This is a genomic window from Pseudoxanthomonas sp. USHLN014 (assembly GCF_037153335.1).
In the GTDB taxonomy this organism is placed as follows: domain Bacteria; phylum Pseudomonadota; class Gammaproteobacteria; order Xanthomonadales; family Xanthomonadaceae; genus Pseudoxanthomonas_A; species Pseudoxanthomonas_A winnipegensis.
Genome location: NZ_JBBCKO010000019.1, coordinates 16,094 through 28,032 on the forward strand (window position 1 = coordinate 16,094; position 11,939 = coordinate 28,032).

The following is an 11,939-nucleotide window of genomic DNA, read 5'->3' on the forward strand; positions in this document are numbered from 1 at the left end:
GTGACGGGTTGCCGCTTTTTGCTAAGGATTTCCCCCAAGTACTTGTTTCCCCCCAGGAAGCCGGTCCCCGCTTCCGACTCATCTATACTCCGGCGCCACGAATTGTGCAATCGGAAGTCTCCCGATGTCCCGTTTCCGCCGCCTGCTCCGCTGGGCGCTGCTGTTATGCCTGGCTGGCGCCCTGGTGGGAGCCGTCGTCCTGGGCTTCTTCTACTACTCCATCTCCTCCAAGCTGCCTTCGATCCAGTCGCTGCGCGACGTGCAGCTGCAGGAGCCGATGTACGTCTATGCCAATGACGGCAGCCTGATCGGAATCTTTGGCGAGACCCGCCGCTACCCGGTCGACATCAGCAAGGTGCCGGTCAACGTCCAGCGCGCGTTCGTGGCCGCGGAGGACTCGAACTTCTACGAACATGGCGGCATCGACCCGACCGGCATCTCGCGCGCGGTCTGGCAGACGCTGACCAAGGACGGTCGCGTGGCCGGCGGCAGCACCATCACCCAGCAGGTGGCGCGCCAGTTCTTCCTGAGCAACGAGTACAGCTACACCCGCAAGCTGGCCGAAATGATGCTGGCCATGCGCATCGAGCGGATGCTCACCAAGGACCAGATCCTGGAGCTGTACCTCAACAAGAGTTTCTTCGGCAACCGCTCCTACGGTGTGGCCGCGGCGGCGGAGTTCTACTACGGCAAGACGCTGGACCAGCTGACGCTGGGCGAGGCGGCCACGCTGGTGAGCTCGCTGAAGTTCCCCTCCAGCGGCAATCCGATCAGCAACCCGGAGCGCAACCACCAGCGCAGCGTCTACGTGATCGACCGGATGCTGGAAGACCACTACATCAGCGCGAGCGAGGCGGCCGCGGCCAAGGCCGAGCAGCCGCACGCTGCGCCGCACGAGCGCCCGATCGACGTCTATGCGCCGTACGTGGCCGAGATGGTCCGCCAGGAAATGGTGGCCAAGTTCGGCGGCGAGGTGCTGGACAAGGGCTACCACGTCACCACCACGGTCGATCCCGTGCTGCAGCCGGCAGCAGACCAGGCGGTGCGGACGGGCCTGGCGACCTACGATCATCGCCACGGCTGGCGCGGCGCGGAGAAGCATTTCGAGGTGACCGGCGATGCCGACGCTGAGTCGCTGGCTGCACACCTGGTCGGAATCGTGTCCGAGGGCGGGCTGGATCCGGTGATCGTCGCCTCCACCAGCGGCGACACCGCCACGGTGGTGACCCGCGACGCGCAGCAGATCGTGCTTGGCCCCAGCGCCAGCCGCTGGACCGGCAAGACGCCCGGCCGCCTGCTGCAGCGGGGCGATCTGGTCCGTGTCGGCGCCGAGCGCAAGGACAAGGACGCCGAGGACAAGACCAAGCCCGCGACCGAGGCCAAGCCCGAGTACGTCTACACGCTGGACCAGCTGCCGCAGGCGCAGTCGGCGCTGGTGTCGCTGGACGCCAACAGTGGCGCGATCCGCGCGCTGGTCGGCGGCTTCAGCTTCGCGGCCAACAAGTTCAACCGCGCCACCCAGGCGCGGCGCCAGCCGGGCTCGAGCTTCAAGCCGTTCCTGTATTCGGCCGCGTTCGAGAAGGGCTTCAACCCGCTGTCGATCGTGCTGGACGCACCGGTGGTGTTCCGCGACCGGCGCGGCCATGTCTGGCGTCCGGGCAACGACGACGGCAAGTTCGACGGCCCCATGCGCCTGCGCGAGGCGCTGGTGAAGTCCAAGAACCTGGTCTCGGTGCGGCTGCTGGACGCGATCGGCGTGGATTTCGCGCGCAAGTTCATCGCCCAGTTCGGCTTCGACGAGGCCGAGCTGCCGCCCAATCTGTCCATGGCGCTGGGCTCGGCCTCGCTGACGCCGATGTCGGTGGCGCGCGGCTATGCGGTGCTGGCCAACGGTGGCTCGCTGGTGACGCCCTGGCTGATCGATGAGGTCAAGGACCGCGACGGCAAGGTCGTGTTCAAGGAAAACCCGGCCGTGGCCTGCCGCAGCTGCGGCCGTCACGGCGCCAACGCGCCGGCGCCCAGCCAGGTGGTGGACGGCTTCAACTTCGGCCCGGCCCAGGACACGCAGGCCAAGGCCGAACCGCTGGCGACCTCCAAGGCCGAGCCGGCCGACGAGCAGGCGCCGCCGCCGGGCACCAACGTGGCGCCGCGCGCCATCGACGAACGTACCGCCTACCAGCTGGTCTCGATGATGCGCGACGTGGTCCAGCGCGGCACCGGCACGGCCGCCAAGGTGCTCGGCCGCGCGGACACGGCCGGCAAGACCGGCTCGACCAACGACCACCGCGACGCATGGTTCTCCGGCTTCGCCGGGCCGTATGTGACCACGGTGTGGGTCGGCAAGGACAACTTCCGCTCGCTGGGCTACCGCGAGTACGGCGGCAAGGCCGCGCTGCCGATCTGGATCGACTACATGCGCGTGGCCCTGAAGGACAAGCCGATCACGCCTAACGACCCGCCCGAGGGCATGGTCCAGGTCAGCCGCAACGGCGCGACCGAGTGGATCAAGGTCGAGGACCTGGAGCGGATGCAGGGCGAGGACAGCCTGCAGGATCAGAACGCGACCGACGAGGCGGCGTTCGATATCTTCTGAGGCAGGGCCGGTTGAGCGCGGAGAAGCGAGCAGCGAGCGAAGGTGAAGGCGCACGGCCAGTCACTTCCCACTCACTCCTCGCTGCTCCACACTCAAGCCACAAAACCTGAGGGGTCCGCCATGCATCACGCTCGCCAGCACGCGCAGACCCAGACCGCAGAACGGCGCCGCCGCCTGGCCCACGAGGCCGCACGGCTGATAGCCGAGAGCGGCATCCGCGATTACCGCCAGGCCAAGCTCAAGGCGGCCAGCCGGCTGGGCATCTCCGACGATGCCTCGCTGCCGCGCAACCGCGAGATCGAAGAGGCGCTGCGCGAATACCAGCGCCTGTTCGCTGGCCCCGATCACGCCGGCATGCTGCGCGCGCGACGCGAGGCGGCGCTGCAGGCAATGGAATTCTTCGCAGGCTTCGCCCCGCGCCTGGTCGGTCCGGTCCTGGACGGCACGGCCGATGCCCAGTCGCCGGTGCAGCTGCATCTGCACAGCGACGACGAGGACGCGGTGGCGCGTTTCCTGGAAGACCACCGCATCCCGGCCGATGCGCGTGTGCGCCGGCTGCGCATGGACCGCCAGCGCCATGCCGATGTCACCGTGTGGGTCTTTGCCGCCGACGGGATCAGCTTCGACATCGCAGTGCTGCCGCGCCAGGCACTGCGCCAGGCGCCGCTGTCGGTGGTGGACGAAGCACCGATGGACCGCGCCTCGGCCGCCCAGGTGGCGGCACTGCTGGCCCGCGAAGAGATCGCCGGCTACGAGGCCGGCTGAAGCCGGGCGGGCCGCCCCCGCTATACTTGCCGGCTCCTTCGATTCCCTGCGCGCCCGCCCGGGCGCGACGACCATGTCCGATGTGTCCCGCGAAGCCGCGCGCCGCCGCACCTTCGCCATCATTTCCCACCCCGACGCCGGCAAGACCACGCTGACCGAGAAGCTGCTGCTGTTCGGCGGCGCGATCCAGATGGCCGGCAGCGTCAAGGGCCGCAAGGCCGCGCGCCATGCGACCTCGGACTGGATGGCGCTGGAAAAGGAGCGCGGCATTTCGGTCACCTCCTCGGTGATGCAGTTCCCCTACGAGGACAAGATCGTCAACCTGCTCGACACGCCAGGCCACGCCGACTTCGGCGAGGACACCTACCGCGTGCTGACCGCGGTGGACTCGGCGCTGATGGTCATCGACGTGGCCAAGGGCGTGGAGGAACGCACGATCAAGCTGATGGAGGTGTGCCGCCTGCGCGACACGCCGATCATGACCTTCATCAACAAGCTCGATCGCGAGGGCAAGGACCCGATCGAACTGCTGGACGAAGTGGAGACCGTGCTGGGCATCCAGTGCGCGCCGGTGACCTGGCCGATCGGCATGGGCCAGCGCCTGAAGGGCGTGGTCCACCTGCTCACCGGCGAGGTGCACCTGTACGAACCCGGTCGCAACTTCACCCGCCAGGATTCGACCATCTTCGCCTCGCTGGACGCGCCGGGCCTGGCCGAAAAGATCGGCGAGAAGATGCTCGCCGACCTGCGCGAGGAACTGGAGCTGGTGCAGGGCGCCAGCCACGGCTTCGACCCGCAGGCGTACCTGGCCGGCCAGCAGACGCCGGTGTTCTTCGGCTCGGGCGTGAACAACTTCGGTGTGCAGCCGCTGCTGGACTTCTTCGTCGAGCACGCGCCGTCGCCGCAGCCGCGCGCCACCACCGGCCGCGAGGTCGAACCCACCGAGAGCAAGCTGACCGGCTTCGTGTTCAAGATCCAGGCGAACATGGACCCGCAGCACCGCGACCGCGTGGCGTTCATGCGCGTGTGCTCGGGCCGGTTCTCGGCCGGCATGAAGGCCTTCCACGTGCGCAGCGGCAAGGAGCAGAAGCTGGCCAACGCGCTGACCTTCATGGCCTCCGACCGCGAGATCGCGGCCGAGGCCTATCCGGGCGATGTGATCGGTATCCACAACCACGGCACGATCTCCATCGGCGACACCTTCACCGAAGGCGAAAGCCTGAGCTTCACCGGCATTCCCAACTTCGCCCCGGAACTGTTCCGCCGCGCGCGCCTGCGCGATCCGCTCAAGCTCAAGCAGCTGCAGAAGGGCCTGGCGCAGCTGAGCGAGGAAGGCGCCACGCAGTTCTTCCGCCCGCTGATGAGCAACGACCTGATCCTGGGGGCCGTGGGCGTGCTGCAGTTCGACGTGGTCGCCTATCGCCTGAAGGACGAATACGGCGTCGATGCCATCTTCGAGCCGGTCGGCGTGACCACCGCGCGCTGGGTGCACTGCGACAACCCGAAGAAGCTGGAGGAGTTCCGCGAGAAGAACGCGATGAACCTCGGCATCGACGCGGCCGGCGAGCTGGTCTACCTGGCGCCGACCCGGGTCAACCTGCAGCTGGCGCAGGAACGCGCGCCGGACGTGCGCTTCTCGGCCACCCGCGAGCACGCCCACGCGCTGGACGCGGGCTGAGCCGAGCCCGCGGCTCGCGTCCGGTTTTGCTGAATCCGTCCCGGTCAGCTGGCGCCACTGTGACTGCTGCGACGCACCACGCTCATCGCGGTGCGATAAAGTTCGCAGCATGGCTCTGCAGGCGCATCCCGAGACCAACCTGCGTGACGAGATCGCCAGCGCCCTGACCCATGGGTTGGGCGCGGTGGCGGCGCTGGCCGGCGGCGCGGTGCTGATCACCCTGAGCGCGCTCTACGGCGACGCCTGGCAGCTGGGCACGGCGATCGTCTTCAGCAGCACCTTGCTGCTGCTCTACGTGGCCTCCACGCTGTACCACGCCATCCAGCACCCGATGGCCAAGGCGCGGCTGCAGATCTTCGACCACTGTGCGATCTATCTGCTGATCGCCGGCACCTACACGCCATTCACGCTGATCGGACTGCGCGGGCCGTGGGGCTGGGGCCTGTTCGCGGCGATCTGGACCATCGCCCTGATCGGCGTGGTGTTCAAGCTGTTCTATACCGGCCGCTTCAAGCTGTTTTCGACCATCGTCTATGTGGTCATGGGCTGGCTGGTGGTGGTCGCGATCGAGCCGCTGCTCAAATCGGTCGATGCCTTCACGCTGGGCTGGCTGCTGGCCGGCGGGCTGTTCTACACGCTGGGCACCTACTTCTACCAGCGTGATTCGGTGCGCTATTTCCACGCGATCTGGCACCTGTTCGTGCTCGTCGGCAGCGTCTGCCACTTCATCGCCGTCACCGGTCAGGTCCTGGTGCCGCGCCTGCATCAAGGCGGCTGACACCGCCTGCGCGTGACCAATCGGCGGCGCGCTCTTCGCGGCACGTGAACACCTGGCTTGCCGATAGTAGGGCCCATGACGCCCGCAGATACCACGCCGCGCCCCTTCGTTCGCGCCCATCCCGTGCTGACCGCACTGGGAATCGTCGCAGTGCTGATCGTGCTGCTGATCATCTTCTGGGACTGGAACTGGTTCAAAGGGCCGGTCGAGCGCGCGGTGTCGGCCAAGACCGGGCGCGCCTTCCACATCGACGGCAACCTGGACGTGGATCTGGGCCGGATCAGCACCATCCGCGCCGACGGCCTGCGCCTTGCCAATGCGGACTGGGCGCTCAAGACCGCCCCGGAAATGGCGACCGTCCAGCACCTGGAGCTGGACCTGGACGTGCCGCAACTGCTGTTCCACCGCAACGTCTCGCTGCCCGCGATCCGCATCACCCAGCCCGTCGTCGAGCTGCAGAATCGCACCACCGCGCAGGGCGGCGGCAACTGGAACTTCAAGCGCGACGAGCCCTCGCAGGACGGCGGCATGGACGTACGCTTCGGCGCGGTGATCGTCGATGCGCTGCGCCTGCACTATCTCGACCCGCCCAACAAGACCGACCTGCGCGTGCAGGCCAGCAGCGGCAAGCCGGACGCGCAGTACCGCGCGCCGCCGATCGACCTCACCGGCGCGGGCCGCTGGGGCGCCAACGCCTTCACGCTGAAAGGACGGATCCAGTCGCCGCTTGACCTCACCCAGACCGAGCGCCCGTACCGCATCGATCTCAATGCCGCCGCCGGTGCCACCAAGGCACACGCACGCGGCACGTTGATCGATCCGCTGCATCTGGGCGGCTTCGACCTGCGCATGGCGCTGTCCGGCCAGGACCTGGCCGACCTGTATCCGCTGATCGGCGTGGCCCTGCCGGAAACGCCTCCCTACGCGATCGACGGCACCCTGACCCGTGCCGGCAATGTCTGGCATTACGACAAGTTCGCCGGCAAGGTCGGCGACAGCGATCTGGGCGGTTCGGCCGCAGTCACCGTCGGCGGACCGCGGCTGAAGCTGGACGCCGATCTGGTGTCCAAGCGCCTGGATTTCGACGACCTGGCCGGCTTCATCAATGCGCCCTCCAAGGGCGGACCGGCCGAGACGCGCAGCGCCAAGCAGGAAGCGCAGGCCGCCAAGCTCGCCGCCAGCCCGCGTGTGCTGCCGCAGGAGCGCTACAACCTGTCCAAGCTGCGCGCGATGGATGCGGACGTGCGCCTGAAGGCGACCCGCATCAACGCGCCCAAGCTGCCGATCGACGACATGGATGCGCACCTGCTGCTCGACGACGGATTGCTGCAGCTGCAGCCGCTGAACTTCGGCGTGGCCGGCGGCGACATCCGCTCCAACATCCGCATGGACGCGCGCCAGCCCGTGATCCGCACCCGCGCCCAGATCGCGGTGCGCACGCTCAACCTGGGCCAGCTGTTTCCGAGCGTCAAACTCACCCAGGACGCGATCGGACGCATCGGCGGCGGAATCGATATCGACACCACCGGCAACTCGATCGCCGAGATGGCGGCCAACGCCAACGGCCAGCTGGGCGTCGGCATGGGCAAGGGGCATCTGCCGCAGCTGCTGGTCGAACTGGCCGGCCTGGATGTGACCCAGTCGCTGGGCTATCTGTTCGACCGCAACAAGCAGGTGCCGATCCGCTGCGCGTTCGCAGATTTCGGCATCAAGGACGGCCTGATGCAGACCCGCGCGATGGCCTTCGACACCACCGACACCCTCGTGCTCGGCGAGGGCACCATCAACCTGAAGGACGAATCGCTGGACCTGGTGCTGCGGCCGCGGCCGAAGGACCGCAGCATTCTGAGCTTCCGCACGCCGCTGGATATCGGCGGCACCTTCAAGGATCCCTCGTTCCGCCCCGACCTCAAGAAGCTGGGCCTGCGCGGCGCGGTGGCCTTGGCGCTGGGCAGCATCGCGCCCCCGGCCGCGCTGCTGGCGACCCTGGATCTGGGCGGCGGCGAAGACGCCAACTGCGGCGGCCAGTACGCCAAGTAAGCCGCCCCGTCATTCCTGCGAACGCGGGAATGACGGGGACTTAGGCGCTATTGCAGGAACGCCAACGATCCCTGCCCTTGCGCGACAGACCCCGCTAACCTCAATCGACCGACTGACGCCGAGTCGTCGCCTCCGCTGCCGGCGTGAATCCCTGCCGCGCCGGACGCCATTGATCGATCAGATACAGCGGCCGCTGCTTGGATTCCTCGTACAGCCGGCCCAGGTATTCCCCGATCAGCCCCAGCGCGATCAGCTGCGTCCCGCCCAGGAACAGCACCACCGTCATCAGGCTCGGCCAGCCCGCCACCGGGTCGCCGTGCAGCATCGCGCGGGCCACGATGACCACGGCGAAGACGAACGCCATCGCCGCCACCAACAGCCCCAGATAGGTCGCCACCCGCAGCGGCGCGGTCGAGAAACTGGTGATGCCCTCGAGGGCGAAGTTCCACAGCTTCCAAGCGCCGAACTTGCTGTGCCCGGCGATGCGCGCCTCGCGGTGATAAGGCACGGCCAGCTGCGAGTAACCCACCCAGCCGAACAGGCCCTTCATGAAGCGATGCCGCTCGCGCAGCTGCCTGAGCGCGCCCAGCGCGCGCGGCGAGAGCAGGCGGAAATCGCCGGTATCGGCCGGAATCGGCGTCTTGGACAGGCGTCCGATCACGCGATAGAAGCCATGCGCGGTCAGGCGCTTGAGCCAGCTCTCGCCGTCGCGCTCCACGCGCGTGCCGAACACGTTGTCATGGCCCTCGCGCCAGGCGGCGACGAACTGCGGGATCAGCTCCGGCGGGTCCTGGCCGTCGGCGTCGAGGATCAAGACCGCGCTGTCCTCGGCGACCTGGTCCAGGCCGGCGGTCAGCGCGGCTTCCTTGCCGAAATTGCGCGACAGGCGCAGCAGTTCGACCAGCGGGTCCTGCTCGGCCAGGCGCTGCATCACCGACCAGGTCGCATCGGTACTGCCATCGTCGATGTAGAGCACGCGTCCGGTGACCCCGTCGAGCCGGTCCAGCACCGCGCGCAGGCGCGGGTGCAGGCGCGGCAGGGCCTCCTGCTCGTTGCGCGCGGCGACCACCACGGTCAGCAGGTCGAAGGCCATGGTCACTCCAGGGATTCAAGATAGTGGGTGCCGCCGATCTGGCGGACCTGACGCTGGATCCAGCCGGCGCGGCGGGCCACGTAAGGCCCCGGCCGCGCGGCGTCGTAGTTGCGCGGCGCCGGCAGCACCGCCGCCAGCTGCGCTGCCTGCTGGGCGCTGAGCCGCGAGGCATCGGTCCGCCAGAAGCTGCGCGCCGCCGCCTGCGCGCCGTACACCCCGTCGCCGAACTCGGCGATGTTGGCGTAGACCTCCAGGATCCGGCGCTTGGGCCAGAACAGCTCGATCAGCACCGTGTACCAGGCCTCGATGCCCTTGCGCACATAGCTGCGCCCGGACCACAGGAACAGGTTCTTGGCCACCTGCTGGCTGATCGTGCTGGCGCCGCGCACGCGGCCGCCGCGCTCGTTGTGCGCGCGCGCCTTCTCGATGGCCTGCAGATCGAAGCCGTCGTGATCGGCGAAGCGCTGGTCCTCGGCGGCGACCACCGACAGCGGCAGCGCAGGCGCGATCCGCTCCAGGTCGCGCCATTCGTAAACTGGGTGGAAGCGCCAGTCTCCCTCGCCCCAGGCCTCCAGCTGCCGTGCCACCATGAACGCGGAGAACGGCGGGTCGACGAAGCGCAGCACCATCACCTGCAGCGCCGAGGCGGCGGCGATCAGGAACGGCAGCGCCAGCAGCCAGCGCAACCAGCGACGGCGGCGGGAGACAGCAGGCTTGGCGTCGATGGCGGAAATCCTCGGCTGGCGGCGATGAAGCGCGATGATGTTACCTGTTCACCCCCCTCTTCCCGCAGGCCACGCGTGGGCGGGCGCTTGGAAAACGGCCGCCGCGACCGCATTGAAGGGGACCCAGGGCGGCCGGGCTGCGTCGCCATTCCCACTTCTTCCTGGATTCACCTGTGACCGCATCCGCCGACACCACCGACCTGCGCACCCGCTTCCTGTTGCCGGAGGCCGGCGTGCGCGGCGTGGCCGTGCGCCTGCGCCACGCCTGGGCCGAACTGCTCGAACCGGCCGACTATCCGCCGCAGGCCCGCGACCTGCTCGGCAAGGCCATCGCCGCCGCCGCGCTGTTCACCGGTCACATCAAGATTGAGGGACGTCTGTCCGTGCAACTGCGCGCCAGCCGCGGCCTGCGCACCTTGTTCGCCGAGTGCACCGCCGCGGGCACGGTGCGCGGCATCGTCCAGTTGGGCGAGGCCGGCGATGCGCCGGCCGATCTCACCGCCCTGGGCCAGGACGCCCTGCTCGCCATCACCATCGAGAACCCGGGCCTCGACCCGCGCCAGCCGCAGCGCTACCAGAGCCTGGTCGAGCTGGGCACGCCGACGCTCGACGCCGCGTTCGAAGGCTACTTCCGCAATTCCGAGCAGCTGCCGACGCGCCTGCTGCTGGCCGCCGACGGCGAACAGGTCGCCGGCCTGATGCTGCAGAAACTGCCCGGCGACGAAGGCGACGCTGACGGCTGGAACCGCGCCGGCCTGCTGTTCGACACCCTGGGCCGCGAGGAACTGCTGGGGACCGCCTCCACCGCCCTGCTGCACCGGCTGTTCCATGAGGAATCGGTGTCGGTGCTGGACCAACGGCCCGTGCGTTTCGGCTGTTCCTGCTCGCGCGAGCGGGTGGAGAGCATGCTGGTCTCGCTGGGACGCGAGGAGGCGGAGGCCGCCGCCGAGACCGGGCAGGCCGAGGTCCGCTGCGAATTCTGCGGGCGCACCTATCAGTTCACGCCGGCGCAGATCGACGCGCTGTTCGAGCCCACGCCGATGGTGGCGAGCAGCTCGGAACGGCTGCAGTGAACCGGGCGGCAGCGCACGATTTCACGTCATCTTGGCTTGTTAAATAAACATAAATAAGTTAGCTTGAGGATGTCGGGAGGGGAACTTCATCCCGCTCTGCTGGTCCAAGCCGAACCATGCGCCTGCGTACTTCTCGAACGCTGCTTTCCCTGATGCTCGCCGTGTCCACGGCGGGGACGGGTGCGCTCGCACAGACGCGCGCCAATTCGACCACGATGCTGCCGGTGTGGAACAGCAACGGCCAGGTCGAAGGCGCCCTGATCCTGGAGCCGACCGACGAAGCCGCCGCCGGCGCCCGCTGGCGCATGGGCCGCAACACGCTCAGCGCCGCCTTCGGTCTGGATGCCGGCGAATCGCTCGGTCTGCTGTGCAACAACCGCAATGGCATCGGCAGCAGCATCAGCAGCCTGATCACCTACTGCAATGTCGCCCGTCTGGACGACGACGGCCAGAACAACGGCCAGCACCTCAGCGCCACCACCAGCCTCAGCCGCCCCGGCGGCAAGGTGGGCTTGAGCCTGGGCAGCGGTCACGACACCCTGCCCGCCTGGATGACCGGCAACGGCGTGTCGCCGGGCCGCTTCGAGCAGAACGACCTGGCCGTGTTCGGCCAGAAGAACCTGGGCCGCGAAGGTTTCGTCACCATCGGCGGCACCGTGGCGCACGCCAAGCTGGTGCCCGCCTCCGAGCTGACCAGCATTCCCGACCAGTGGACCAGCCGGAGCCTCAGCCTCGGCGGCGGCTACGGCGCCTTCAGCGGCAGCATCATCGGCCGCGTCGTCGACGCCCCCGGTCAGCCAGGCAAGTGGGAAGGCCTGGGTGTGGGCGTGACCTGGCGTACCCCGTGGAGCGGCCAGCTCACCGTCGGTGCCGAGAACATCGTCACCAGCGGCAAGAACCCCTTCGCTCCCAACTCGCCCATCGGCGACGACGGCACCGTGCCTTACGTGCGTTACGAGCAGGATCTGTAAGGGCGCAAAGCCAGCACGTAAGACAGCCTCTGAAAATGGCGCCGCTTCGGCGCCATTTTGCTGTCTTGAGCAGGGCCAGCGCGGGATCAGTGCAAGGCTTGAAGCAGAACGTCGATCGCCCCCGCAAGGCCGGGGGGTGGCAGCGGGGGGGGCCCTACTACACCCCCCGCCCGGCGGGGCCCGGGGAGGGGGGCCGGGGGGTGGAGCCCGGGCCCGTGGCGGA

9 protein-coding genes are annotated in these 11,939 nt (G+C 68.5%); 7 read left to right on the forward strand and 2 right to left on the reverse strand.

Features of this window, described 5'->3' with window-relative positions; genetic code table 11:
* Positions 1-124: 124 nt before the first annotated feature.
* The 5 genes from WFQ05_RS20330 (at position 125) to WFQ05_RS20350 (ending at position 7,854) form a co-directional block, all read left to right on the forward strand.
* Complete coding sequence (locus WFQ05_RS20330) at positions 125-2,593, forward strand: penicillin-binding protein 1A (protein ID WP_337055171.1); 2,469 nt, start codon at positions 125-127, stop codon at positions 2,591-2,593.
* Positions 2,594-2,713: 120 nt separating this feature from the next.
* The gene (locus WFQ05_RS20335; protein ID WP_286575090.1) at positions 2,714-3,358 is read left to right on the forward strand and encodes a hypothetical protein; all 645 of its coding nucleotides are present in this window, start codon (positions 2,714-2,716) and stop codon (positions 3,356-3,358) included.
* Positions 3,359-3,431: 73 nt separating this feature from the next.
* Positions 3,432-5,036 carry a peptide chain release factor 3 gene (locus WFQ05_RS20340; protein ID WP_130524895.1) on the forward strand — a complete coding sequence of 535 codons (1,605 nt, stop codon included), beginning with the start codon at positions 3,432-3,434 and terminating at the stop codon, positions 5,034-5,036.
* Between the two features lie 109 nt (positions 5,037-5,145).
* Complete coding sequence (locus tag WFQ05_RS20345) at positions 5,146-5,814, forward strand: hemolysin III family protein (protein ID WP_337055172.1); 669 nt, start codon at positions 5,146-5,148, stop codon at positions 5,812-5,814.
* A 75-nt stretch (positions 5,815-5,889) separates the two neighbouring features.
* On the forward strand, positions 5,890-7,854 hold the full coding sequence (locus WFQ05_RS20350) for an AsmA family protein (protein WP_337055173.1): 1,965 nt from the start codon (positions 5,890-5,892) through the stop codon (positions 7,852-7,854).
* Between the two features lie 100 nt (positions 7,855-7,954).
* Here the strand turns inward: WFQ05_RS20350 and WFQ05_RS20355 are convergent, their stop codons facing one another.
* Positions 7,955-8,947 carry a glycosyltransferase family 2 protein gene (locus WFQ05_RS20355; protein ID WP_337055174.1) on the reverse strand — a complete coding sequence of 331 codons (993 nt, stop codon included), beginning with the start codon at positions 8,945-8,947 and terminating at the stop codon, positions 7,955-7,957.
* A gap of 2 nt (positions 8,948-8,949) precedes the next feature.
* Positions 8,950-9,681 (reverse strand): monofunctional biosynthetic peptidoglycan transglycosylase, encoded by a 732-nt coding sequence (gene mtgA, locus WFQ05_RS20360; RefSeq protein WP_337055176.1) that lies wholly within the window; start codon positions 9,679-9,681, stop codon positions 8,950-8,952.
* A gap of 164 nt (positions 9,682-9,845) precedes the next feature.
* Here mtgA and WFQ05_RS20365 point away from each other — a divergent pair, with 164 nt between their 5' ends.
* Complete coding sequence (locus tag WFQ05_RS20365; RefSeq protein WP_337055175.1) at positions 9,846-10,745, forward strand: Hsp33 family molecular chaperone HslO; 900 nt, start codon at positions 9,846-9,848, stop codon at positions 10,743-10,745.
* A 152-nt stretch (positions 10,746-10,897) separates the two neighbouring features.
* Positions 10,898-11,716 carry a hypothetical protein gene (locus tag WFQ05_RS20370; protein ID WP_130517666.1) on the forward strand — a complete coding sequence of 273 codons (819 nt, stop codon included), beginning with the start codon at positions 10,898-10,900 and terminating at the stop codon, positions 11,714-11,716.
* Positions 11,717-11,939: the final 223 nt, after the last annotated feature.

What these genes read in the sequence shown, in the direction of transcription:
- WFQ05_RS20330 (WP_337055171.1), top strand. Translation starts at nt 125, where the DNA reads ATGTCCCGTTTCCGCCGCCTGCTCCGCTGGGCGCTGCTGTTATGCCTG.
- WFQ05_RS20335 (WP_286575090.1), top strand. Translation starts at nt 2,714, where the DNA reads ATGCATCACGCTCGCCAGCACGCGCAGACCCAGACCGCAGAACGGCGC.
- WFQ05_RS20340 (WP_130524895.1), top strand. Translation starts at nt 3,432, where the DNA reads ATGTCCGATGTGTCCCGCGAAGCCGCGCGCCGCCGCACCTTCGCCATC.
- WFQ05_RS20345 (WP_337055172.1), top strand. Translation starts at nt 5,146, where the DNA reads ATGGCTCTGCAGGCGCATCCCGAGACCAACCTGCGTGACGAGATCGCC.
- WFQ05_RS20350 (WP_337055173.1), top strand. Translation starts at nt 5,890, where the DNA reads ATGACGCCCGCAGATACCACGCCGCGCCCCTTCGTTCGCGCCCATCCC.
- WFQ05_RS20355 (WP_337055174.1), bottom strand. Translation starts at nt 8,947, where the DNA reads ATGGCCTTCGACCTGCTGACCGTGGTGGTCGCCGCGCGCAACGAGCAG.
- WFQ05_RS20370 (WP_130517666.1), top strand. Translation starts at nt 10,898, where the DNA reads ATGCTCGCCGTGTCCACGGCGGGGACGGGTGCGCTCGCACAGACGCGC.